The following is a 23,359-nucleotide window of genomic DNA, read 5'->3' as shown; positions in this document are numbered from 1 at the left end:
GCGCGTTGGCCGTCCTCATCGGGCGGCGCCGGAGTATCCATGACGTCCACTTTCCCCGTACTGCCGCTTCGCGACATCGTCGTCTTCCCGCACATGATCGTGCCGCTGTTCGTCGGACGCGACAAGTCGGTCGCCGCGCTCGAGGCGGCGATGGCCGCGGACAAGGAGATCTACCTGGTCGCGCAGCTCGACCCGGCGGAGGACGACCCGTCGCGCGACGACCTCTACACGATGGGCGTCACCGCGACGGTGCTCCAGCTGCTCAAGCTGCCTGACGGCACCGTGCGCGTGCTGGTCGAGGGCAAGGCGCGCGCCACGCTGGAGACGCTGGAGGAGAGCGGGGCCTATCTCACCGCCACCGTCGCGCCGGTCGCCGACGCCGAGGTGGAAGGGCCGGAGCTGGCCGCGCTGATGCGCTCGGTGGTCGACCAATTCGAGAATTACGCCAAGCTCAACCGCAAGCTTCCCGCCGAGCTGGCGGCGCAGTTGGCCGAGATCAGCGGCGCGGGACAGCTCTCCGATACGGTCGCCGGCAACATTCAGGTGAAGGTCGCGGAGAAGCAGTCGCTGCTGATGGAGTCCGATCCGCTCAAGCGGCTCGAGATGGCCTATGCGCTGATGGAGGGCGAGCTCGGCGTCCTCCAGGTCGAGAAGAAGATCAAGAGCCGCGTCAAGCGCCAGATGGAGAAGACGCAGCGCGAATATTATCTCAACGAGCAGCTCAAGGCGATCCAGCGTGAGCTGGGCAACGAGGGCGAGGAGGGCGAGGGCGACGAGATCGCCGAGCTCACCCAGAAGATCGCGACGCTGCGGCTCTCCAAGGAGGCGCGGAGCAAGGCGACCGCCGAGCTTAAGAAGCTCAAGACGATGGCGCCGATGAGCGCCGAGGCGACCGTGGTGCGCAACTACCTCGACGTGCTGCTCGGCCTGCCCTGGGGCAAGAAGAGCAAGATCAAGAAGGACATCGCCGCCGCGCAGGCGGTGCTGGACGAGGATCACTACGCGCTGGAGAAGGTCAAGGACCGGATCGTCGAATATCTCGCGGTGCAGGCGCGCACCAACAAGCTGAAGGGGCCGATCCTGTGCCTCGTCGGGCCGCCCGGCGTCGGCAAGACCTCGCTGGGCAAGTCGATCGCCAAGGCGACCGGGCGCGAGTTCATCCGCCAGTCGCTCGGCGGCGTGCGCGACGAGGCCGAGATCCGCGGCCACCGCCGCACCTATATCGGCTCGCTGCCGGGCAAGGTGGTCACCAACCTCAAGAAGGCGGGGACCAGCAACCCCCTGTTCCTGCTCGACGAGATCGACAAGCTCGGGCAGGATTTCCGCGGCGACCCGGCCTCGGCGCTGCTCGAGGTGCTCGACCCGGAGCAGAACGCGCGCTTCAACGATCATTACCTTGAGATCGACATCGATCTCAGCGACGTGATGTTCGTCTGTACCGCCAACTCGCTCAACCTGCCGCAGCCGCTGCTCGACCGCATGGAGATCATCCGGCTGGAAGGCTACACCGAGGACGAGAAGGTCGAGATCGCCGAGCGCCACCTCATCGCCAAGCAGGTGCAGGCGCACGGGCTCAAGCCGGGCGAGTTCACGCTCACCGACGAGGGGCTGCGTGCGCTGATCCAGCGCTACACGCGCGAGGCGGGCGTTCGCACGCTTGAGCGCGAGGTTGCCAAGCTGTGCCGCAAGGCGCTGCGCCAGATCCTCGAGGGCAAGGTTACGAGCGTGACGATCACGCCCGACAATCTCGCCGACTTCGCGGGGGTGCAGAAGTTCCGCCACGGCCTGTCCGAGACCGAGGACCAGATCGGCGCGGTCACCGGCCTCGCCTGGACCGAGGTCGGCGGCGAGCTGCTGACGATCGAGAGCGTCACGGTGCCGGGCAAGGGCCAGGCCAAGGTGACGGGCAAGCTCGGCGACGTGATGAAGGAGTCGGTCCAGGCGGCGTACAGCTTTGTCCAGGCGCGCTCGCCGTCCTTCGGGATCAAGCCCAGCCTGTTCCACCGCAAGGACATCCACATCCACCTGCCCGAGGGCGCGGTGCCCAAGGACGGGCCGTCGGCGGGTATCGGGCTGGTCACCTCGATCGTCTCGACGCTCACGGGCATCCCCGTGCGCAAGGAGGTGGCGATGACGGGTGAGGTGACGCTGCGCGGCCGCGTGCTGCCGATCGGCGGGCTCAAGGAGAAGCTGCTCGCGGCGCTCCGCGGCGGGATCGAGACGGTGCTGATCCCGAAGGAGAATGAGAAGGACCTCACGGAAATACCGGCGAACATCCGCGAGGGGTTGCGGATCGTGCCGGTCAGCCACGTCGACGAGGTGCTCAAGCTCGCGCTAACCCAGCCACTCGAGGCGATCGACTGGACCGAGGCGGACGAACTGGCGGCGCTTCCGCCCGCGCCGATCACGCCCGTTGGCGGCGAGCTGCATCACTAATTTACGTTAACGCCGCGTAACTTACTCCCGCCGCATCCTGTCCCGGGGCGCGGCGGTTTCGTTTGACTCGACGCCGGGCGCGCGCCTTACTGGAGGGATGCGGGCCACGCTCCGCGAATCCATCACGAATGCGTAACGGTAAGGAACGGGGTCTCTTCGCATGAACAAACAGGAACTGATCGCGCAGGTCGCGACGGCGGCCGGGCTCGGCAAGAGTGAGGCGAGCCGCGCGGTCGAGGCAGTGTTCGACGCGATCTCGACGAGCCTGAAGAAGGGGGATGAGGTGCGCCTGGTCGGCTTCGGCACCTTCGCGGTCAGCCGCCGCAAGGCGTCGACGGGGCGCAACCCGCGCACCGGCGAGCCGATGACGATCAAGGCGTCGAGCCAGCCCAAGTTCAAGGCCGGCAAGGTGCTGAAGGACTCACTCAATTAAGTGCTGGACAGGGCCGGCGCGCTCTCGTAGGTGCGCCGCTCCCGACGCGGATGGGCGCGTAGCTCAGCGGTAGAGCACACCCTTCACACGGGTGGGGTCACAGGTTCAATCCCTGTCGCGCCCACCATCCGACCGGCCCGAACGCCCCGCTCGTCCCAGTGACAGGCGGGGCTTCTCGTATGTGGCGCCTGTGTCCGTGAGCGATATACTCGGCCAGAGTGCGCCTGCATGAGCAGGAAACCGGCATCACGTGCACGTCACTGGTGGCTCTAGGTTCCTGCGTGCGCGGGAGCACGGCTCATCTGTGTGTCACAGGCAAGACAATCCAGAGGCTGGACGCTCGCGTAGGCCGGCCCGGGCTGCTGGCAACGGCCTAGTCCCACCTTGGGGCAAAATTGTCTCTGTCACGTAAGCGTAACGGAAACGACGCCGAACCGTCTCCGAAGACTCATTCAGCTGTCATCCTGCGCGCCTAGCGGCGCTGCTCAGGGAGCGAGCGGGCGCACACAGTTCGACTCGCCGCACCGGGCCCCAGCGCGGGGCTCGTCCTAACAGGGAGTGAGTCATGGTCAGCTTCAGCCGTCGCAGCAAGTTCCTGCTGGCGACCTCCGCCACGTTGTTCCTCGCCTCGTGCGGCGCGGACGACGTCGCCTCGCCGGGCGCCGGCAGCCTGCCGATCACGATCGTTCAGCCCGCGCCGACTCCGACTCCGACCGGCACCGCCACTCCGACCGCGCTCACCAACGCGCAGATCGCGCTGGCAACGACTGTGAACAGCATCAGCATCACCGCCGACGAGCAGGTGGCGATCCTCAACGCCGGCCAGAACAACAATCTGCAGGGCTTCGGCAACACGCTCAACGGCGTATACCCGGTCAGCGGCACCTCGCTGGCGACCGCGAGCAACCCGCAGACGGCGCTCGGCAACACCAGCTTCATCCAGAACACCAGCTATGTCGGCGCGCTGAGCGGCCCCAACGACGCGGCGTTCTCGGGCTGGACCTGCAGCTCGACCGCGGCGAGCTTCCTCAACAGTGCAAGCTGCACCGCGGTGCCGTCGATCGGCAGCGGCACGGCAGCGGCGTCCTGCCCGACCGGCCTCACCGATGACGGCGTGAATTCGAGCAGCGCGCCGACATTCCGCTACTGCCGCCTACCGCAGGTCATCACCGCTGACCTCACACTCGCGAAGATCCCGGGCCTCGTTTACCGCTTCCGCGGCCAGACCGAGGTGGGTGATATCAACGCCGCCACCGGCGTGACGCTGACGATCGCGCCGGGCGTCGTGCTCGCCGCCGACTCGTCGGAGGCGTCGAACGATCTGCTGCTCGTCAACCGTGGCAGCAAGCTCAACGCGGTGGGGACTGCCGACGCGCCCATCATCTTCACGGCGCAGCAGAACCTTGCCAGCAACGGCGTGTCGGACGCGACCCAGGGGCTGTGGGGCGGCGTTGTCCTGCTCGGCCGTGCGCCCACCGCGGTGTGCGCGGCGGGCACCGGCCCGAACGACGCCAGCGGCAGCTCGCCGACCTGCCAGCAGGCGATCGAGGGCGTCACCGGCCGCTTCTACGGCGGCACCAACCAGGCGGACAGCTCGGGCACGCTCCAGTACGTCCAGATCCGCTATACCGGGATCGCGATCAGCGAGGGCAACGAGCTCCAGGGCCTGACGCTCGGCGGCACCGGCTCGGGCACGACGATCGACCACGTCCAGAGCCACAATTCCTCGGACGACGGCGTCGAGATCTTCGGCGGCGCCACCAATCTGAAGTATTTCGTCGTGACCGGCGCCGATGACGACGGGTTCGACGTCGACAACGGCTGGCGCGGCTTCATGCAGTTCATCATCGCCGCGCAGAAGGCGTCGGGCTCCACCGCGGACTCCTTCGCCACCGAGATCGACTCGAACAACGCCGAGGACCTGCTGCCGCGCACCTACGGCCGCTACGCCAACTTCACCTTCATCCAGACCAACTCGGCACCCGCGGCGATCCGCCTGCGCGGCGGTGCGGACTTCGCCTTCGTCAACGGGGTGGTGAAGTCGGCGGCGGGTGCGGCGTGCGTCAACATCATCGCCGGCGAGGGCTCGGGGGCGGGTCGCACCACGATCCGCGCCGCGGACAGCGCGCTGCAGGATGTCGGGCCGCCGACCTTCAACTCGATCTACTTCCAGTGCCAGGGCCGCTGAGGCGCCACCGGCCCTCGAGATGCTCGGCGGAGCCCGGGGAGCGCCTTCCGGCGCCGCCCCGGGTCCGCTCATAGAAACAGACTGGATCCTTCCGCCATGCGCCAGCGCACCTATGCCTCGCTCCTTCTCCTGACGACCACGTTGGTCGCCCCCGCGGCGCTGGCGCAGGTCGCGCCGCAGACCGGCACGCCCACCACCTCGGCGCCCGCCGGCCCACCGCCGACGAGCACCACCACCAATCCCGCCGGCGCGCCGACGCCGCAGGACCGAGCCACCGCCACCGCGACGCCCGGTACGGAGCAGGGCGCCGACACCGCGGCCGACGAGCCCCAGGCCGAGGTCTCCGCGCCGGGGCTCGACGCCAGCGGGGGCGGCGACATCGTCGTGGTCGGGCGCAATATTCCCAACACCATCCGCGCCACCGCGCAGGTCGTCAGCGTCCTCTCCAGCGCCGACATCGCGCGCACGGGTGAGGGCGACATCGCCGGCGCGCTGACCCGCGTCACCGGCCTGTCGGTGGTCGGCAACGGCTATGTCTTCGTGCGCGGGCTGGGCGACCGCTACTCCTCGGCGCTGCTCAACGGCTCGCCGCTGCCGAGCCCCGAGCCGCTGCGCCGCACCGTGCCGCTCGATATCTTCCCGACCACGGTGGTCGGCTCGGCGCTGGTGCAGAAGACCTATTCCGCCAATTATCCCGGCGAATTCGGCGGCGGCGTCATCAACCTGACGACCAAGGCGATCCCCGACGAGAATTTCTTCACCGTCGGCGCCTCGGGCGGGATCGACACCGAGACCACCGCCAAGCTGGGCTACACCTATTTCGGCTCCAGGACCGACTGGCTCGGCTATGACGGCGGCGAGCGCAACGTCCCCGACTTCATCAAGCAGGCGCCGACCGGCAACGGCGTGATCCCGAGCGCGCAAGTGCTCCAGCTCTCCAACGCGCGCACTACCCTGCTCCAGCGCACCACCGACACGCCCGCCAATTACTCGGGCAGCATGGACCTTGGCGTCACCGGCGACATCGGCGGAACCCGCGTCGGACTGATCGGCAGCCTGGGCGTGTCGAACACCTGGCGCACGCGGGACGCGACGCAGCAAGACACGGTCAGCGTCGACGGCACGCTGCGCAACGACTTCCAGACCGTGATCACCGACAATCGCGCGGTGGTGAACGGGCTGCTCGGCTTTGGCGCCGAGTTCGGCGAGAACAAGGTGCGCTGGACCAACGTCTATATTCACGACACGCTGAAGCAGGGCCGCGCCTCGGGCGCGGCCGTGTACAACAACTCGAGCGGTAACCCGCTCTTCCAGCAGAACACCAACTGGTTCGAGCGCAAGCTGATCGAGACCCAGCTGGTGGGTGAGTTCAAGCCGATCACCGATCTGTCGATCGACGTGCGCGGCGCCTATGCCAACACGCAGCGCAACTCACCCTATGAGCGTCAATTCATCTATCTCTGCAACACCAGTCTGACCGACCAGACCGGCGACGTGCCGGTCAGCGACCGCGGGCTCAACTGCCCGGGCGCGTGGCAGGCGACCAACGCGTTCGACCGTTTCGCCACGGTGGTGTTCAGCGAGCTCAACGAGGATCTCTACTCGGGGCAGGCGGACGTAGCCTATAAGATCCCGGGCGAGCGCCCGATGACGGTGTCGGCGGGCTATTATTTCTCCGAGAACGACCGCACCTCGACGCGTCTGCCGTTCGTCTACCAGACCGCCACCGGCGGCGCGATCCCGTTCCCGTGCAACCTGCTCCGGCCGGACTACCTGCTCTCGCCCGACGTAGTGAACGGTTGCCCGACCCCGATCTCGGGCAACCCGGCAGACACCGCGGTGCAGCTGCGCTTCGACGCGGGGCAGAACGGCTCGTACGAATATGACGCGCTGCTGCGCGTCCACGCCGGTTACGCCCAGGTCGAGGCGGAGGCGCTCGACGGCCTGCGCGCGATCATCGGCCTTCGCTACGAGACAGCGACCCAGCGAGTCACACCGATCAACGCCACTTCGACGAGACTCAAAAACGATTACTTCCTGCCGGCGGCGACGATCACCTGGAACTTTGCCAGCAACCAGCAGCTGCGCCTCGCCGCCTCGAAGACGATCGCGCGGCCGCAATTCCGCGAACTGGCACCGCAGGCCTTCCGCGACTTCGAGTCCGACCGCCTGTTCTTCGGCAACCCGCGGCTGAAGGACTCGGAGCTGTACAACCTCGAGGCACGCTACGAGTGGTTCTTCGCACGCGACCAGCGTGTCACGCTGGCGGGCTTCTACAAGCGGATCGACAATCCGATCGAGCAGGTCGGCTTCTTCCCGACCCCCGACGCGCGGCTTCAGACCGGCTTCACCAACCTGCCCACCGCCAAGCTGTACGGCGCCGAGGTCGAGGCGCAGAAGTACGTCCCGCTCGACTTCCTGTCGGCGGGCATGGCGGGCAAGCGCGCGGTGCTGATCGCCAATTATACCTGGACGCACTCGGCGATCACCGCCGATGGCAGCTGCGTGCCGGGCGTGCTCGAGGGAACGACGCTGGGCGGCTGCCAGGCCAATTTCGCGCCGGCGCGCTCGCTGTTCCGCGGCGGTGCGCCGCTCACCGGCCAATCGGATCATCTCGTCAACCTGCAGCTGGGCTACGAGGACACCGAGAACGGCACGCAGGCGACGCTGCTGTTCAATTATGCCAGCGAGCGCGTCACCAATCGGGGCCCGTCCTTGCTCGACGGCTCGGGCTTCCAGCCCGACATCATCGAGAAGCCCGGCATCCGGCTCGACTTCGTGATGCGTCAGCAGGTTCAGCTGGTTGGGCAGAAGGTCGAGATCAAGGCGGAGGCGCGCAACCTCACGGGCACGCGCTACCAGGAGTTCCAGACCTTCGACGGCGGCAACCGGGTCGACATCAACCGCTACCGGCTGGGTCGGTTGTTCACGCTCGGCGCCAGCGTGAGCTTCTGATCCGTTTCGGCGGCCGGCGATATCAAGCGCCGGCCGCCCGTCAGATCCAGGGTCGCTCGCGAAACCATTTGGTGATGACGTACTTCACCCCGGCGCGCACCTTCATGCCGTGATGGAGCGTGGCGGGGTTGGGCGTGTCGTCCGGGCGACGATTGTTCCAGCATACCAGCTTGCCGGACTCGGGCTGGATGGTCTTATCGATCGCCTTGAACCGCGTCGCGCCTCCCGCCTCGGGCGCGTTCAGATAGACCATCATCGTCCAGGTCCGGTTGCCCGCCACGTTGCAATAGCGCGCGAAGTCGGCACCGGTCGGCTCGAAATAATCGGTGTGCGCCTTGAACTCCTGGCCGACCGCGTAGCGCTGTCCTTGAAGCGGCTCGCCATGCCGCAGGTCGAGCCCGGCGAAATCGGCGAGGCGCCGGTTGATCGCGGCGACGAGCGGATCGTCGTCGCGCAGGTCACACGTCTCGCTGGTGCGGAAGGCGGTGTCGCCGTTCGGGTCGGCGATGGTCGAGGGTCGCCGATCCGCGTCGATCAGCTCGATCAGCGCGGCACATTCGTCGGTGCTGAGAAAATCACGCCGGATGAACAAGGTCAGCTTGGGCGAGGGGACGCGCTGGATCAGCGGCTGCGCACTCAGTCGCGCGATGATGGGGTCGTACGCCATGGGCCTGCTATATTCCACCTGAAGCAAGTCGAACCAGCCACAGAAATATTACACAAGCCGCCGACGCCGATGTAACAGGGTTATCGTGGTGGCGCAGGGAGTTCAGCCGAGCGCATGCGTTTGAAGTTCGACGCCCGGGCACGGGCGATCCTGCGGCGGTTGCCGGTGGTGAACGCTTACTCGGCGGTCGAGCTGCTGCTGCTCGCCGGGCTCGCGGTGCAATGCGCGCGGCTGATGTGGGTGATCGTGACTCCGGTGTCGCCGCTCGGCGCCTGGGTGCCGGCCGGCCCGACGATCCCGGTCGACCCCGCCGGTGTGCTCGGCAGCATCGACCCCTTCTACCGGGTGAGCGGCGCGCAGGCGGCGCAGGGGCCCGCGGTGGTCACCTCGCTTCAGCTCACCTTGTTCGGCACGCGGATGGATGACGCGCAGGCGCGCGGCGCAGCGATCCTGGCGGGGCCGGACGGGTTGCAACGCAGCGTCAGCGTCGGCGAGGAGGTCGTGCCCGGCGTGGTGCTGCGCGGCGTGGCCTTCGACCATGTCACGCTCGAGCGCGGCGGCGCGCGCGAGGACCTGTTCCTCGACCAGTCGACCAAGCCGAGCGCCGACGTGCCGCCAAGCGGTGTCGCCCCCGCTACCATGCCGGGCCCGGATCCGCGCGTGCCGCGCGACTCCGACGCCGGCGGCGGCGCGATGTCGCCGGACCGGCTGCGCACCGACATCACCGCCATCCCGCAGATCGAGGGTGGGCGCGTCGTCGGGCTGACGGTACGCGGGCAGGGCGGCAACGCCTTTCGCGCGTCGGGGCTGCGCGATGGCGACGTCGTCACCCAGGTCGCGGGTCGCCCGGTGTCCGGCCCGGCCGACCTCGACCAGTTCACGCGCGAGCGCGCCCCCGGCGGCGCGGTCCCGGTCACCGTCCAGCGCAACGGCCAGACCGTCGCCCTCTCCATTCCGGTAAAATGATGAAGCGTTCCAACGTCCTCCTCGCTCCTCTCGCGCTCGCCGCCGCGGCGCAGCCCGTGCTCGCGCAGACCACCCTCAACGTGCGCGACGCCGACATTCGCGCCTTCATCGCCGACGCCGCCAAGGTGACGGGACGGACGTTCATCATCGACAATCGCGTGCAAGGGAAGGTGACCGTGGTCACCGACCGGCCGCTGTCGCGCTCCGAATATCTCGAGGTGTTCCTCTCGACGCTGCGTGCCAACGGCCTGGTCGCGGTACCGAGCGCCAACGGTGCCTTCCGCGTCCAGCCGATCGACAATGCGGCGAGCCAGCCGGGGCGGATCGGCCTCGCCGGGGCGCCGCGCAACCAGCTCGTCACCGAGATCATCCGGCTGCGCTCGGTGGATGCCGCGCAGGCGGTCGACACCGTGCGTCCGCTGGTCAGTGCACAGGGGTCGGTGACCGCGAACCGTGGCGGCAACAGCCTGGTGGTGGTCGACTTCGCCGACAACGTCCGGCGCGTGCGCGAGGTGGTGCGGCGGATCGACTCGGACACGTCGGCGACGCGCATCATCCCGCTCAAGAACGCGCGCGCCAGCGAGGTCGCGACCGCGCTCCAGGGGCTGATCGGCGGGAGCGGCGGTGCCGCGTCGCCCTCCGGCGGCGCCTCGGCGGTGGCGATCGAGAGCTCCAACGCTGTGGCGCTGCGCGGCGACCCGCAGACGGTCGCGCGGCTGGCGGCACTGGCGCGCGAGCTCGACCAGAGCGCGCGCAACGCCACCGAGATCCGCGTCGTCTTCCTCGAGAATGCCGACGCCAACCAGCTGCTGCCGGTGCTTCAGCAGCTCGTCGGCCAGGCGCCCGACGCGATCGAGGAGCAGGCGCTCACCCGTTCGGGGCTGAGCAGCTCGAGCACCGGCTCGACCGGCGTCGGCGCGACGCCGCAGCCCGCCACGCGCTCGCGCCCGACCCAGTCGACGACGCAGCAGTCGGGCAGCCAGCCGCAGCAGGCCGCGATCACCGGGCAGGGCAATCGCACCGCCGCGGTGGTGACCCGCTATGCCGGCGCCAACGCGATCGTGATCGCCGCGCCCGCCGATATCCAGCGCCAGCTGTCCGACGTGGTGAAGCAGCTCGACCAGCGCCGCCAGCAGGTACTGGTCGAGGCGATCGTCGCCGAGGTGTCGGATTCGACGGTCAACCAGCTCGGCGCGCAGTTCATCCTCGGCAACCTCGACGGCGGCGCCTTCGCGGCGTCGACCTTCAGCAACTCGGCGCCCAACATCCTCCAGATCGCCGGCGCGATCGGCGCGCGCGAGCTGGCGAGCTCGACCACCACGACAATCGCCAACGGCGTCACCACCACGGTGACTAACAACACGCCGTCGGACACGCTGACCCAGTCGGCGATCCAGTCGATCATCGGCTCGTCGGGCGGGTTCGGCGGCTTCGGCGGGCAGATCGGCAGCACCGTCTTCGGCGCGATCATCAACGCCGTGAAGCGCGACAACACGTCGAACTTGCTCCAGGTGCCGCAGATCATGACGATCGACAACCAGGAGGCGCACACGCTCGTCGGCCAGGAGATCCCGATCACCACGGGCGAGGCGCTGTCGAACAATTTCGACAACGCCTTTCGCACCACGCAGCGGCAGAATGTCGGCATCGGGCTGGACGTGCGCCCGCAGGTGAACTCCTCGGGCACGATCAAGATGAACCTCCACCTCGAGGTCAGCTCGATCGCGGGGCCGGTGTCGAACAACAACTCCGACCTGATCCTCAACAAGCGCGAGGTCGAGACGGTGCTGACCGTCGACGACGGCGCGATCGGGGTGATCGGCGGGCTGCTCTCCGACGAGGAACGCCGCACGATCGAGAAGATCCCGCTGCTCGGCGACATTCCGCTGCTCGGCAATCTTTTCAAGTCGCGCGCCAAGAGCCGGTCGAAGACCAATCTGATGATCTTCATCCGCCCGACCGTGATCCGCAGCGCGGCCGACAACCGTCGCGTCACCGAGCAGCGCTACGGCTATCTCCGCCTCCAGCAGGCCGCGCAGGAGCCGTTGTCCGAGCCGTCGATCGACACGCTGGTGCGCGATTACATGGGCGCCGCGCCGCCGCTGCCGCCGGCGGGCCAGCCCGGCAGCATCGAGGACCCGCGCGTCGCGGTGCCGGTCTATCGCAACTCGACCACCGTCATTCCCGGAGGAGACAGGCGCCAGTGATCGTGCGCACCGGAGCCGAGATCGACGCCGCCGCGGCGCCGCTGCCGCCGCCCGGTGATGGGGTGACGGTGCCGTCCGCGGTGCTGCCGCCGGCGGCGCTGCCCTACTCCTTCGCGCGCAAGTTCGGCGTGGTGCTCGACCAGGGCGGGACGGTCGGCACGCCCAAGGTGGCGCTGCGCGAGGGCGCGGACCCGCGCGCGCTGATCGAGGTACGTCGTGTGATCGGTCGAGCCTTCGACGTGGCGGTGGTGCCGGTCGCGGCATTCGACCGGCTGCTCAGCGACAATTACGCGATGGACGGCCAGGCCACCGCCGCCGCCGCGGTCGGCATGGGCGACGAGCTCGACCTGCTCGCCGAGGGGCTGCCCACCGCGGAGGACCTGCTCGACACCGCCGACGACGCCCCCGCGATCCGGCTGATCAACGGTATCATCGCCGACGCCGCGCGCAACGGCGTGTCGGACATCCATATCGAGCCGTACGAGACCGGTCTGGTGGTGCGGATGCGCATCGACGGCGTGCTGCGCGAGACGTTGCGGATGCCGCCGCACGTCGCACCGGTGGTGGTGAGCCGCATCAAGGTGATGGCGCGGCTCGACATCGCCGAGCGGCGCGTGCCGCAGGACGGGCGCATGGGGCTGACGCTCGGTGGCAAATTGCTCGACGTCCGCGTCTCGACGCTGCCCAGCCGCGCCGGCGAGCGCGTGGTGCTGCGTATCCTCGACAAGGAGAATGCGGGGATCGACCTCGACGCGCTCGGCATGACCGCGCCGATGTACGCTTTGCTGCGCGAGGTGATCGCCGAGCCCAACGGCATCGTGCTCGTCACCGGCCCGACCGGCAGCGGCAAGACGACGACGCTCTACGGCGCGCTGCGCCTGCTCAACGACGGCAGCCGCAATATTTTGACGGTCGAGGACCCGGTCGAATATGCGGTCGAGGGGGTCGGCCAGACCCAGGTGAACAGCAAGGTCGGGCTCACCTTCGCCGCCGGGCTGCGCGCGATCCTGCGCCAGGACCCCGACGTGGTGATGGTCGGCGAGATCCGCGACCGCGAGACCGCCGAGATCGCGGTACAGGCCTCGCTGACGGGGCATCTCGTGCTCTCCACCGTCCATACCAACGACGCGGTCGGCGCGATCACCCGCATGCGCGACATGAAGGTCGAGCCGTTCCTGCTCGCCTCGACCCTGCGCGCGGTGATCGCCCAGCGTCTGGTGCGGCGGCTGTGCGCCAACTGCCGCCACGCGGTGCGCGCGAGCGAGACGGTGGCGCCGCTGCTCGGGGTCGATCCGGGCGCGACCGTGTACGAGGCGGTCGGCTGCGAGCAGTGCAACCGCACCGGCTTCCGCGGCCGCGTCGGCGTGTTCGAGGCGGTGCGCGTCGACGCGGTGGTGCGCCGCATGATCAACGAGGGCGGCGATGAGGACGCGATCGCGCGCCACGCCTTCGCGCAGAGCGACACGCTCGCGATCGCGGCGCGGAGGCTGGTGGAGAACGGCCAGACCACCGCGGAGGAGGCGGTGCGCGTCTCGCGCAGCGAGAACGCCGACGCCGCCGAGGTGGCCATCACCGATGCGTGAGCGGGTGGGCCGCGGCCTCACATCCTCCCCGTCATCCCCGCGACGGCGGGGATCCAGACGCGCGGACATCCGGGATAGTTTCGCGACGTCAGCGTATATGGATCCCCGCCTGCGCGGGGATGACGTTGGGAGGGGGGGCAAGCCGGTGCGGCTCAGCGAGCGCCCGTCCCGATACCAAGCGGCTCTTCATGGCTGACTTCGACTATCTCGCGATCGACACGCGCGGCAACGAGACGCGCGGGCATGTCGCCGCGGCCGATCTCGCCGCTGCGCGCGCGACGCTCGACCGCCGCCGCCTCTACGTGGTGCGGATCGAGCCGGGCAGCGCGCCTGCGACGCGGCAGCGCCCACTGTTCGGACTCGAGCTCGGCCGCGCCAAGATGTCGGGCAAGCAGCTGACGCTCTTCACGCGCCAGCTCGCCACGCTCAACCGCGTCTCGCCGCTGGAGGAGTCGCTCCGCACCATCACGCGCCAGACCGAGCAGGAGAGCGTACGCGCGATCGTCCAGACGGTTCACACCGGCGTCGTCGAGGGACGCCGGCTCGCCGACGCGATGGCGCGCGAGCCGAAGAGCTTCCCGCCACTCTACCGCGCGATGGTCGCCGCGGGCGAGAGCTCGGGGACGCTGCCCGAGATCATGGAGCGGCTCTCCACCTTGCTGGAACGGCAGGCGGAGATCCGCGGCAAGCTGCTGACCGCGATGGCCTATCCCAGCGTGCTGTCGGCGGTGGCGTTCAGCGTCGTGATCGCGCTGATGACCTTCGTGGTGCCGCAGGTGGTCGAGCAGTTCGACACCGTGGGCCAGCAGCTCCCGCTGCTCACGCGCATGATCATCGCCTTGTCGGATCTGCTGGTCGGCTGGTGGTGGCTGTTGTTGCTGATCGTCGTCGCGACGGTCGGCGGTGCCGTCATCGCGCTGCGCCAACCGCCGATCCGGCTCGCCTTTGACACGTGGCTGCTGCGCGTACCGCTGATCGGGCGGCTGCTGCGCGACCTCCACGCCGCGCGGATCGCGCGCACGCTCTCGACCATGGTCGCCAGCCGGCTGCCCTTGCTAGAGGGGCTGACGCTCACCGCCGGCACGATCCACAATCGGCGGCTCAAGGCCGCGTCCGACGAGATCACCGAGTCGATCCGCGGCGGTGGCAGCCTCTCCACCGCAATGCGGCGCACCGGCGTGTTCCCGCCCTTGCTCGTCTATCTCGCCGCGAGCGGGGAGGCGGCGGGGCGGCTCGACGAGATGCTCGAGCGCGCCGCCGACTATCTCGAGCGCGAGTTCGACCGCTTCACCGCCACCGCGCTGTCGCTGCTCGAACCTTTGATCATCGTTGTGATGGGCGCGATCGTCGCCACGATCGTGCTGTCGATCCTGCTCCCCATCCTCCAGCTCAACACCTTGGCCGGCCAGTGAGACTCCTGATGCACACCAAACAGACCCAACGCCGCAAGAAGAAGAACGGCTTCACCCTCGTCGAGCTGATGGTGGTGATCGTGATCATCGGCCTGCTCGCCACGATCGTCGCGCTGAACGTGCTGCCCTCGGGCGACACCGCGCGGATTCAGAAAGCCAAGGCCGATATCGCCACGATCGAGCAGGGACTGGAGCTCTACCGCCTGCAGATCGGCAGCTACCCGACGACGTCGCAGGGCCTCCAGGCGCTGGTGACCGCGCCCGCGGGCGCCGACGCGGCGCGCTACCAGGCCGGCGGTTACGTCAAGAAGCTGCCCAAGGATCCGTGGGGCCGCGACTATCTCTATGCCTCGCCGGGCCAGCACGGCGCCGCCGACGTGTGGACCCTGGGTGCCGACGGCAAGGACGGCGGCGAGGGGATCGATGCCGATATTGGCTCCTGGCAGTAAGCGCGGGCCGGCTCGGGTAGCGGCGCATGGCGCGCATCGCGAGCGTCGCGCGCGGAAGGTCCGCGCCTTCCTCACACGCCTCCGTCATCCCGGATTTGTTCCGGGATCCACCGGTCCGCGTATCCCGGAGCCGCGGCTCCTGCGCAACGGTGGTTCCCGGAACGAGTCCGGGATGACGGTGGGGTGCAGGGCAGTCGTCGAGACAAACGCACCGGGCGCGAGCCTTGAGAAGCACCCCACCACCAGCGGCTTCACCCTGATCGAGCTCATGGTCGTGATCACCGTGATCGGCCTCGCCTCGGCCGCGGCGGTGCTCGCCATGCCCGACACCCGCGGCCGGCTGACCGACGAGGCGGCGCGCTTCGCCGCCCGCGCGCGCAGCGCGCACGACGCCGCGATCGTCGAGTCGCGGCCCGTCAGCCTGTGGGTGACCGAGACCGGCTACGGCTTCGACCAGTGGCGTGGTGGACGCTGGACGCCGATGGAGCCGCCCCTCGGGGTCGAGCAGTGGCGCCCCGGCACCGCGGCGGCGGGACTGGTGCGCGAGCGCGTCACCTTCGACACCACCGGATTGGCGGACCGCCCGCTGACGATCACGCTGACGCGCGAGGGCGCGCGCACCGATGTCGTGATCGAGCCCGACGGGCGCGCGCATGTCGCGGGCTGAGCGCGGCTTCACGCTGATCGAGATCATGGTGGCGCTGGCGGTGTTCAGCCTCGCCGCGCTCGCGCTGATCCGGCTGGAGGGTCAGACGATCCGCTCGACCGGCGCCCTCTCCGCCACGCTGCTCGCGCAGGCGGTGGCGCGCAACGTCGCGATCGAGGCGGTGACCGACGCCGAGCCGCCGGTGCGCGGGCGCTCCTCCGGCGTGGAGCAGAACGGCGGCCGCGCCTGGACCTGGGTGCGCGAGGTACAGCCGCTCGGCGACGGCGACGTGATGCGGGTCGATGTCAGCGTCAGCGATCCCGGCGGTGCGGTGCTCGGCCGCATGACGATGGTGCGGCCCCCTGCGCCAGCGCTGTCGGTGGACGTGGCGGGATGAGCGCGCGCCGCGACGCCGGCTTCACCTTGGTCGAGGTGATGATCGCGCTGATGATCTTCGGCATGATCGCGGCCGCGGGCGTCGCGTTGCTCGCCTTCAGCGTGCGCGCGCAGGGAGCCAGCGAGATCGCGCTCGACGACACCGGCGCGCTGAGCCGGCTCTCCTCGATCCTAACCGCCGACCTCGCCCAGGCTCAGGATCGCAACACGCGTGACGTGAACGGCGTGCTGCTGCCCGCCTTCAGCGGCGACGCCGCCGCGATGCCGCTGCTGCGGCTGGTCCGCGCCGGCTGGAGCAACCCCGATCAGGCACCGCGCGCCGAGTTGCAGAAGGTGGAGTACCGCCTCGCCGGCGACGGACTCGAGCGAGTCGCCTATCCGGCGCTCGACGGCGCGGCGGCGCTGCCGCCTGCGCTGCTGCTCGATCGCGTGCGCACGGTGCAGCTGCGCTTCCGCTACCGCGGCGCCTGGAGCGATACCTGGCAGGGCAATCCGCGGGTCGCGCTGCCCCAGGCGGTGGAGCTGGTCGTGACCCGCGCCGACTCACGGCTGTATCGACTGTTGTTCCTCGTGGGCACCGGCGCGGGGCGCGTACAGGAGAGCGGCGGCGGATCGTCGGGGGTGGCCGCTGGCGGTGGTGCGGTGTCGCCGGGGACGGGCGCGCCGGCGCGGATGCCGGGAGGCGGCGATGCGGCCCGGTGAGCGCGGCGCGGCATTGCTGACGGTGCTGCTGCTCGTCGCGGTGATCTCCGTCATGGCGGCGAGCGCGCTCGAGCGGCTGCGGCTCTCGACCCGGTTGGCGGCCAACGCGGTCGCGCTCGATGCCGCTCGCGGCTACGCCTATGCCGCCGAGACGCTGGCGACCACGCGCGTGACGTCGCTGCTCAGCCAGGCGCGCGATCGCGTCGCCTTGACCGGGGGATGGAGCGGGCGCCCGTTCGGGCTGCCGATCCCGGGCGGCTCCGCGACGGCGCGCGTCACCGACGGCGGCAACTGCTTCAACCTCAACAGTCTCGTCCTGCGCGCGCCCGACGGCAGCTACGCCGTCAACATCGAGTCGCTTCAACAATTGCAGCGGTTGGCGCGGCTGCTTCGTGTGCCCGATGGCGACCGCGTCGCCGCAGCGGCGGCCGACTGGATCGACAGTGACGATAGCCCGCTTTCCGGCGGCGCGGAGGACAGCGACTATCGCGGCTATCGCACCGCGGGCGTGCTGATGGCGGACGTCAGCGAGCTGCGCGCAGTGCGCGGCGTCACGCCCGAGGTGTATCGCACGCTGCGGCCCTACCTCTGCACCCTGCCGCTGGCGCAGCGCAACGTCTTCAACGTCAACACCCTGCTGCCCGAGCAGGCGCCGCTGCTGGCGATGCTGGTGGGCGAGTCCCTCAGCGTCGAGGCGGCGCAGGGCGTGCTGCTGCGCCGGCCGCCCAACGGCTGGTCCAGCGTCGACCAGATGTGGGCCCAACTCTCCACCCAGAGCGGCGGCGCGTCGCAGATCGGCGCCGCGCAGTCGACCAGCGTCAAGACAGTGTGGTTCGCGCTGCGCGTCGACGTGACGCTCGGCACCGCCGAATTGCACGAACAGGGGCTGATCGACGCGCGGACCCTTCCCGTCCGGCTCGTGACGCGGCAATGGGGAGATGCGTCATGACCGCTGCCACGCTCCTCTTCCTTCCTCCCGCCGACGACCAGCCGTGGCGCTGGTGGCGGATCCGCGACGATCACGTCGAGCGCGAGGGCGAGGGCGTGCCCGCGCGCGACGAGGAGATGCCGGTGATCGCGGTCGCCCCCGCCGACGCGGTGACGCTCCACTGGGCCGAGCTGCCCGCGCGCTCGCCAGCGCAGGCGCTGGCCGCGGCGCGTGTGGTGGTGAGCGACGCCACCGCCGAGCCCGCGCAGGATCTCCACATCGCGGTCGGCGGCGAGAAGGGCGGCGAGCGCGCGATCGCGGTCGTGGCACCGGCGCGCATGGCGGCCTGGCTGGAGTCGCTCGCGCGTGCCGGGATCGACCCGGGCGCGATCGTTCCCGCGCCGTTGCTGCTGCCCGTGCCGGAGGAAGGCTATGTCGCCGCCGACCTGCCGGGCCAGCGCGTCGTGCGCGGCCGCACCAGCGGCTGGGCCGACGAGCCACTGCTCACCGAGCTGATCACCGCGGGCGAGCGCCCGTCGCCGCTCGCGCGCGACGCGGTGCGCGCTGCCGCGGTCGCCTCGATCGCCGCGCCGGCGATCGACCTACGCCAGGGTGCATTCGCGCGGCGGCGCCAGCGCGCGGTCGACTGGGCGCTGCTGCGCCGCATGGCCGTGCTGGTCGGCTGTATCCTGCTGGCGACACTCGCGATCGATCTGATGCGGATCCTGCGCTACTCGTTCGGCGCCGACGCGATCGAGGCACAGGCCGACACGGTGGCGCGCCAGGCGCTGCCGCGCGGCGCGAACGCCGGCAATTCGGCGCGACTGCTCGGCGAGCGGCTGACCCGGCTGCGCGGGCCGGGGCAGGGCTTCACCCGCACCGCCGCGGCGGTCTACGCGATCGTCGACGCGGTGCCGGAGAGCGAGGTTACCGCGCTCCAGTTCGAACCCAACGGTTCGCTGCGCGTGTCGCTCTCGCTCGCCGGTGAGGCGCAGGCCAACACGATCAAGCAGCGGCTCGCCGGCGCGGGCTTCACGGTGGAGTCGAGCGTGTTCCAGCAGGCCAACAACCGGCTCACCGGCGACATGACGGTGCGGCCGTGAACGCCGCGCGCGCCTGGTTCGAGTCGCGCTCGCTGCGCGAGCGGCGGCTGATCGCGGTTATGGTCGTGCTGCTCGTCGTGACGCTCGTCTGGGCGGCGGTGATCCTGCCGGTGCGCAACGGCCTCTCGTCGTCGCGCGCGCGCTACACCGACGCGGTGGTGCGGCTGGGCGCGGCGCAGAGCGGGCTCACCCAGGTCAAGTCGCTCCAGCGCCGCGGCGCCACTGCGCTCGGCGGCTCGCTCGCCGATGTTGTCCGCGCGCGCGCCGATGCGGCGGGCTTCGCTTTGGCCTCGCTCGATGTGGTCGCGCCCGATCAGGTCCGCACCTCGATCACCAGCGCGCGCGCCGGGGCGCTGATGCGCTGGGTCGCAGGGCTGGAGCAGGAGGGCATCCTGGTCGACTCGCTCAGCGTCACCGGCAGCGGCGCGGGCAGCGTCACCGCGCAGCTCAGCCTGCGGCAGCGGGGCGAGTGATGCGGATCCGGCTCGCTACCGGGCGCCGCGCGCTCTTCATCGCGCTGTTCGTGCTGGCGGTGCTGGCCTTCCTGCCGATGCGACTGGCGCTCGGCTGGGCCGGGCTCGACGCGCAGGGCTTCACCGCGCGGGAGGTGACCGGCAGCCTCTGGTCGGGCCGGCTGATCGAGGCGCGCTTCGGCGACATCGCGCTGGGTGATCTCGATGCCGGCGTGTCGCCGCTCGCACTGCTGATCGGGCGCGCCCGGATCGCGCTGGCCGGCGCGAGCGCCGACCCGTCGCGCCAGCTGTCCGGCACGGTCGAGCTGGCGCGCAACCGCGCCGCGATCATCGGCGCGCGCGGGCCGCTGACGCCCGGCAACGCCTTTCGCCCGCTGCCCGTGACCGCGCTCGACCTCGACGACGTCACCGTGCGCTTCGTCGACTCGGCCTGCGAGCAGGCCGAGGGCCGCGTCCGCGCGACGCTGTCGGGGCAGTTCCTCGGCCAGCCGCTGCCCGGCGCGATCAGCGGCGCGGCGCGCTGTGACGCGGGCGCGCTGCTGCTGCCGCTGAGCAGCGGGGCGGGCGAGGGGGTCAACCTGCGGCTATGGCCCGACGGCCGCTACCGCGCCGAGCTGACGCTGGTGCCGACCGACCCGACGGTCGCGGCGCGGCTCGACGCCGGCGGGTTCGTCGCCAATGGGGCGGCCCGCACGTTCGCGGTGGAAGGAAGATTCTGAGCGCCTTGACGAGGGGCCACGCGCCCCGCTAGGGGACCGGCCTTCGCGGCGATCGTAGCTCAGTTGGTTAGAGCATCGGTTTGTGGTACCGAGGGTCGCGGGTTCAAGTCCCGTCGATCGCCCCATTTCTCCCTCATCTGCATTTCGCGCTGGCGTCGGCCGCCGGCTACGAATATTGCGCTACGCGGTAATATTCTGCTGCGCTTGACGGAGGCGTGATGACCTCGCTGTGGGACTATCCCGATTTCGACGCCCATGAAGGGCTCCACCTGTTCGCCGATCCGGCCTCCGGGCTCAAGGCAGTGGTCGCGGTCCACTCCACCGCGCTTGGGCCGGCGGCGGGCGGGGTGCGCTTCTGGCATTATGCCGATGATTCGCGCGCGCTCACCGACGCGCTGCGGCTGTCGCGCGGGATGAGCTACAAGAACGCGATGGCGGGTCTGGCGCTGGGCGGCGGCAAGGGTGTGGTGCTCGCGTCCCAGCCGGGCGAGACGATCAGCGAGGCGCAGCTGCGCGCCTTCGGCCGCGCGGTCGAGTCGCTCGGCGGGCGCTACGTCACCGCGGAGGACGTCGGCATGTCCGAGGCGCGGATGAAGGTGATCGCCGAGGAGACGCGCTACGTCTCCGGCCTTCCCGTGGCGCAGGGCGCGGCGGGCGGCGATCCCGGGCCGTACACCGCGCACGGCGTTTATCTCGGAGTCCGCGCCGCCGCCAAGCGCGGGCTCGGAAGCGATGACGTCAAGGGCGTCCGCGTGGCAATCCAAGGGCTCGGCTCGGTCGGTGGCGGACTCGCCAAGCTGCTCGCGCGCGACGGCGCGATGCTGACACTCGCCGACGTCGACCAGGCGCGCGCCGAGCGGCTGGCGGCCGAACTGGGCGCGACCGTGGTGGCGCCCGACGCGATCCTGAGCGCCGACGTCGACATCGTCAGCCCCAATGCGCTGGGCGCGATCCTGACGGAACAGTCGATCTCTACGCTCAAGGCGAAGATCGTCGCGGGCGGTGCCAACAACCAGCTCGCCACCGCTGCGGACGGGCGACGGCTTCATGACGCGGGCGTGGTCTACGCGCCCGATTACGTCATCAACGCGGGCGGGATCATCAACGTCGGGCTCGAGTATCTCGGGCACGGCGACGAGGCCGAGGTGATGGCGCGGATCGCGCAGATCCCCGGCCGGCTCGACCAGGTGTGGGACGAGGCCGCGGCGACGGGCGACCCGACGGCCGAGGTCGCGGACCGGATCGCGCGGCGGCTGATCGGGCGCGCGTGAGCGGGGAGGTGCGCCGTGTCACGCTGTGCGGCGCTCCCACTACCGTCATCCCGGACTTGGTCCGGGATCCTCTAGCCCCCGTACTCAGGCGCCGGTAGGTACGCGGCGCGGTGGATCCCGGACCAAGTCCGGGATGACGGATGGAGGGCGCGGGCCTCTGCCTTCGACCGGCCGACCTCCCGCCTCTCGCCAACTCTTTACCGCGCCAATCCCGCCGCCGCCCGCGCGCGCGCCTGGATCTCGGGCAGCGTGCCCTCGGTCACCCAGCTGCCGCCGACGCACAGCACCGGGTCGAGCGCGAGCCAGTCGGGCGCGCTCGCCTCAGTGATGCCGCCGGTCGGGCAGAAGCGGCACTGGTAGAAGGGCGCCGCCAACGCCTTGAGCGCCTTGATCCCGCCGCTCGTCTCGGCCGGGAAGAACTTGAAGTGCGACAGGCCCATGTCGAGCCCGCGCATGATGTCGCCGGCGGTGGCGACGCCGGGCAGCCAGGGAATGCCGCTCGCCTGGATGGTCTCACCCAGCTTCTGCGACAGGCCCGGCGAGACGATGAATTCGGCGCCCGCGTCCTTCACCTGCGCCACCTGCTCTGCGGTGACGACGGTACCCGCGCCGACGATCGCGCCGGGCACTTCCTTCATCGCGCGGATCGCGTCGAGCGCGGCGGGGGTGCGCAGCGTCACCTCCAGCACCTTGAGCCCGCCGGCGACCAATGCCTCGGCCAGCCCGCGCGCCTGCCCGGCGTCCTTGATCACCAGCACCGGGATTACCGGGCTGGTGCGCATCACGGTCTCGATGTCGCTCATGGTCTCACTGGTGCTCCTGCGCGAAAGCCGCCGCGGCGCCGAACAGGCCGGGCTGGGGATGGGTGATGAGCTTGACCGGGATCGCCGCCATCATCGACTGGAAGCGGCCCTTGGAGACGAAGCGCTGGTCGAAGCCCGAGCGCAGCAGCTTATCCTTGATCCGCAGGCCGAGCCCGCCGGCAATCACGACGCCCTGCGCGCCTTGCGCCAGCGCGAGGTCCCCCGCCACCGCGCCGAGCGCGAGGCAGAAACGGTCGAGCGCGGCGAGCGCGATCGAATCGGTGCCCTCCAGCGCCTCGGTCCAGATCGCCTTGTCGTCGCGGCGAAGCACCGCGCGGCCCTCGAGCTCGGCGAGCGTCTCGTAGATCGCGACGATGCCGGGACCGGCGACGATCCGCTCGGCGGAGACGCGCGTGTAGGTCTTGCGCAGCCGCTTCAGGATGGCGTCCTCGATGCCGTCGAGCGGGGCATAGTCCATGTGCCCGCCCTCGGTCGGCAGCACCGAATAGCGTCCGTCGCGCTTGAAGACCTGCGCCACGCCCAACCCCGTGCCGGGGCCGCAGACGGTGGTGACGCCGTCGCCGGGCAGCGGCGTCGCGGGGCCGCAAAGATGCTCGAAATCCTCGTCCGGCAGCTGCGCCACCGCATGCCCGATCGCGCCGAAGTCGTTGATGATGGTCCATTGTTCGGCGCCGAGCCGCTCCGGGATCAGCGACGGGCGGATCACCCACGGATTGTTCGTCAGGCGGATGACGTCGCCGGTGATCGGCGAGGCCACCGCGATCGCGGCGGCAGGGGGCAGCGTGCCGCCCTGGCGCGCGCGAAATGCCTCATAGGCGGTCTGGAGACTGGCGTGCTCGGCGGTCTTGAGCGTCACTGGCTCGCCGAGCGACTGGACGCGGCCGTTGTCGACCTCGGCGATGGCGAAGCGGGCGTGGGTGCCGCCGATGTCCACCGATACGATCTGCATGCTCTTCTCCCTCTCCCCGTCGCGCGGGCCAGCGGTCGCCGCGGCAGCCGCC

20 protein-coding genes and 2 tRNA genes are annotated in these 23,359 nt (G+C 70.1%); 19 read left to right on the top strand and 3 right to left on the bottom strand.

The genetic code is table 11. From position 1 onward, the window contains the following. Window positions 1-39: 39 nt before the first annotated feature. From lon to FHY02_RS04430, 5 genes are all read left to right on the top strand, one after another. Window positions 40-2,436, top strand: coding sequence for an endopeptidase La (gene lon, locus FHY02_RS04450; protein ID WP_183920664.1), 2,397 nt, complete (start codon window positions 40-42; stop codon window positions 2,434-2,436). 160 nt (window positions 2,437-2,596) lie between these two features. Continuing rightward, entirely contained in the window at window positions 2,597-2,869 is a 273-nt protein-coding gene (locus FHY02_RS04445) for an HU family DNA-binding protein (RefSeq protein ID WP_183920663.1), read from the top strand. Window positions 2,870-2,921: 52 nt separating this feature from the next. Continuing rightward, window positions 2,922-2,996: transfer RNA gene (locus tag FHY02_RS04440), tRNA-Val, on the top strand. Window positions 2,997-3,434: 438 nt separating this feature from the next. After that, window positions 3,435-5,057, top strand: coding sequence for a hypothetical protein (locus FHY02_RS04435; protein WP_183920662.1), 1,623 nt, complete (start codon window positions 3,435-3,437; stop codon window positions 5,055-5,057). A gap of 96 nt (window positions 5,058-5,153) precedes the next feature. Then, a complete protein-coding gene (locus FHY02_RS04430; RefSeq protein WP_183920661.1) occupies window positions 5,154-8,012 on the top strand; it encodes a TonB-dependent receptor domain-containing protein in 2,859 nt (952 codons plus the stop codon). A 40-nt stretch (window positions 8,013-8,052) separates the two neighbouring features. Here the strand turns inward: FHY02_RS04430 and FHY02_RS04425 are convergent, their stop codons facing one another. Continuing rightward, the gene (locus FHY02_RS04425) at window positions 8,053-8,679 is read right to left on the bottom strand and encodes a 2OG-Fe(II) oxygenase (protein WP_183920660.1); all 627 of its coding nucleotides are present in this window, start codon (window positions 8,677-8,679) and stop codon (window positions 8,053-8,055) included. A 114-nt stretch (window positions 8,680-8,793) separates the two neighbouring features. Between FHY02_RS04425 and FHY02_RS04420 the strand changes: the two genes are divergently transcribed. From FHY02_RS04420 to FHY02_RS04355, 14 genes are all read left to right on the top strand, one after another. Continuing rightward, complete coding sequence (locus tag FHY02_RS04420) at window positions 8,794-9,645, top strand: type II secretion system protein N (protein WP_183920659.1); 852 nt, start codon at window positions 8,794-8,796, stop codon at window positions 9,643-9,645. Continuing rightward, window positions 9,645-11,852 carry a type II secretion system secretin GspD gene (gene gspD / locus FHY02_RS04415; RefSeq protein ID WP_183920658.1) on the top strand — a complete coding sequence of 736 codons (2,208 nt, stop codon included), beginning with the start codon at window positions 9,645-9,647 and terminating at the stop codon, window positions 11,850-11,852. The genes FHY02_RS04420 and gspD overlap by 1 nt, the downstream gene beginning before the upstream one ends. Before the next feature lie 68 nt (window positions 11,853-11,920). Beyond that, entirely contained in the window at window positions 11,921-13,435 is a 1,515-nt protein-coding gene (locus FHY02_RS04410) for a GspE/PulE family protein (RefSeq protein WP_409322339.1), read from the top strand. Window positions 13,436-13,623: 188 nt separating this feature from the next. Further along, entirely contained in the window at window positions 13,624-14,847 is a 1,224-nt protein-coding gene (gspF, locus tag FHY02_RS04405; RefSeq protein WP_183920657.1) for a type II secretion system inner membrane protein GspF, read from the top strand. Between the two features lie 8 nt (window positions 14,848-14,855). Continuing rightward, window positions 14,856-15,296, top strand: coding sequence for a type II secretion system major pseudopilin GspG (gene gspG, locus FHY02_RS04400; RefSeq protein ID WP_183920656.1), 441 nt, complete (start codon window positions 14,856-14,858; stop codon window positions 15,294-15,296). Between the two features lie 172 nt (window positions 15,297-15,468). After that, the gene (locus FHY02_RS04395; RefSeq protein WP_183920655.1) at window positions 15,469-15,963 is read left to right on the top strand and encodes a GspH/FimT family pseudopilin; all 495 of its coding nucleotides are present in this window, start codon (window positions 15,469-15,471) and stop codon (window positions 15,961-15,963) included. Beyond that, the gene (gene gspI / locus FHY02_RS04390; protein ID WP_132907808.1) at window positions 15,950-16,339 is read left to right on the top strand and encodes a type II secretion system minor pseudopilin GspI; all 390 of its coding nucleotides are present in this window, start codon (window positions 15,950-15,952) and stop codon (window positions 16,337-16,339) included. Before FHY02_RS04395 ends, gspI begins: the two co-directional genes overlap by 14 nt. Then, entirely contained in the window at window positions 16,336-17,040 is a 705-nt protein-coding gene (gspJ, locus tag FHY02_RS04385; protein ID WP_183920654.1) for a type II secretion system minor pseudopilin GspJ, read from the top strand. Before gspI ends, gspJ begins: the two co-directional genes overlap by 4 nt. Beyond that, window positions 17,027-17,989, top strand: coding sequence for a type II secretion system minor pseudopilin GspK (gene gspK / locus FHY02_RS04380; RefSeq protein WP_183920653.1), 963 nt, complete (start codon window positions 17,027-17,029; stop codon window positions 17,987-17,989). Before gspJ ends, gspK begins: the two co-directional genes overlap by 14 nt. Beyond that, window positions 17,986-19,071, top strand: coding sequence for a type II secretion system protein GspL (gspL, locus tag FHY02_RS04375; protein WP_183920652.1), 1,086 nt, complete (start codon window positions 17,986-17,988; stop codon window positions 19,069-19,071). The genes gspK and gspL overlap by 4 nt, the downstream gene beginning before the upstream one ends. Then, entirely contained in the window at window positions 19,068-19,544 is a 477-nt protein-coding gene (gene gspM / locus FHY02_RS04370) for a type II secretion system protein GspM (RefSeq protein WP_183920651.1), read from the top strand. Before gspL ends, gspM begins: the two co-directional genes overlap by 4 nt. Beyond that, complete coding sequence (gspN, locus tag FHY02_RS04365) at window positions 19,544-20,263, top strand: type II secretion system protein N (RefSeq protein WP_183920650.1); 720 nt, start codon at window positions 19,544-19,546, stop codon at window positions 20,261-20,263. Before gspM ends, gspN begins: the two co-directional genes overlap by 1 nt. 48 nt (window positions 20,264-20,311) lie before the next feature. Beyond that, a tRNA-His gene (locus FHY02_RS04360) sits at window positions 20,312-20,388 on the top strand. Between the two features lie 93 nt (window positions 20,389-20,481). Beyond that, complete coding sequence (locus FHY02_RS04355) at window positions 20,482-21,534, top strand: Glu/Leu/Phe/Val dehydrogenase family protein (protein WP_183920649.1); 1,053 nt, start codon at window positions 20,482-20,484, stop codon at window positions 21,532-21,534. Between the two features lie 197 nt (window positions 21,535-21,731). On the opposite strand, the gene eda is transcribed toward FHY02_RS04355, so the two are convergent. Together eda and glk are read right to left on the bottom strand one after the other, a co-directional pair. After that, window positions 21,732-22,337, bottom strand: coding sequence for a bifunctional 4-hydroxy-2-oxoglutarate aldolase/2-dehydro-3-deoxy-phosphogluconate aldolase (gene eda, locus FHY02_RS04350; RefSeq protein ID WP_183920648.1), 606 nt, complete (start codon window positions 22,335-22,337; stop codon window positions 21,732-21,734). A 4-nt stretch (window positions 22,338-22,341) separates the two neighbouring features. After that, complete coding sequence (gene glk, locus FHY02_RS04345) at window positions 22,342-23,307, bottom strand: glucokinase (RefSeq protein WP_183920647.1); 966 nt, start codon at window positions 23,305-23,307, stop codon at window positions 22,342-22,344. Window positions 23,308-23,359 lie beyond the last annotated feature (52 nt).

Origin of the sequence: Sphingomonas sp. BK069, from assembly GCF_014193405.1 — a bacterium.
In the GTDB taxonomy this organism is placed as follows: domain Bacteria; phylum Pseudomonadota; class Alphaproteobacteria; order Sphingomonadales; family Sphingomonadaceae; genus Sphingomonas.
Note: the sequence above shows the minus strand (reverse complement) of the source record. Positions and strands in the feature narration are given on the sequence as shown.

Coding starts and splice junctions, on each gene's coding strand:
- lon (WP_183920664.1), top strand. CDS start 40: ATGACGTCCACTTTCCCCGTACTGCCGCTTCGCGACATCGTCGTCTTC.
- FHY02_RS04445 (WP_183920663.1), top strand. CDS start 2,597: ATGAACAAACAGGAACTGATCGCGCAGGTCGCGACGGCGGCCGGGCTC.
- FHY02_RS04435 (WP_183920662.1), top strand. CDS start 3,435: ATGGTCAGCTTCAGCCGTCGCAGCAAGTTCCTGCTGGCGACCTCCGCC.
- FHY02_RS04430 (WP_183920661.1), top strand. CDS start 5,154: ATGCGCCAGCGCACCTATGCCTCGCTCCTTCTCCTGACGACCACGTTG.
- FHY02_RS04425 (WP_183920660.1), bottom strand. CDS start 8,679: ATGGCGTACGACCCCATCATCGCGCGACTGAGTGCGCAGCCGCTGATC.
- FHY02_RS04420 (WP_183920659.1), top strand. CDS start 8,794: ATGCGTTTGAAGTTCGACGCCCGGGCACGGGCGATCCTGCGGCGGTTG.
- gspD (WP_183920658.1), top strand. CDS start 9,645: ATGAAGCGTTCCAACGTCCTCCTCGCTCCTCTCGCGCTCGCCGCCGCG.
- gspF (WP_183920657.1), top strand. CDS start 13,624: ATGGCTGACTTCGACTATCTCGCGATCGACACGCGCGGCAACGAGACG.
- gspG (WP_183920656.1), top strand. CDS start 14,856: ATGCACACCAAACAGACCCAACGCCGCAAGAAGAAGAACGGCTTCACC.
- FHY02_RS04395 (WP_183920655.1), top strand. CDS start 15,469: ATGACGGTGGGGTGCAGGGCAGTCGTCGAGACAAACGCACCGGGCGCG.
- gspI (WP_132907808.1), top strand. CDS start 15,950: ATGTCGCGGGCTGAGCGCGGCTTCACGCTGATCGAGATCATGGTGGCG.
- gspJ (WP_183920654.1), top strand. CDS start 16,336: ATGAGCGCGCGCCGCGACGCCGGCTTCACCTTGGTCGAGGTGATGATC.
- gspK (WP_183920653.1), top strand. CDS start 17,027: ATGCGGCCCGGTGAGCGCGGCGCGGCATTGCTGACGGTGCTGCTGCTC.
- gspL (WP_183920652.1), top strand. CDS start 17,986: ATGACCGCTGCCACGCTCCTCTTCCTTCCTCCCGCCGACGACCAGCCG.
- gspN (WP_183920650.1), top strand. CDS start 19,544: ATGCGGATCCGGCTCGCTACCGGGCGCCGCGCGCTCTTCATCGCGCTG.
- FHY02_RS04355 (WP_183920649.1), top strand. CDS start 20,482: ATGACCTCGCTGTGGGACTATCCCGATTTCGACGCCCATGAAGGGCTC.
- eda (WP_183920648.1), bottom strand. CDS start 22,337: ATGAGCGACATCGAGACCGTGATGCGCACCAGCCCGGTAATCCCGGTG.
- glk (WP_183920647.1), bottom strand. CDS start 23,307: ATGCAGATCGTATCGGTGGACATCGGCGGCACCCACGCCCGCTTCGCC.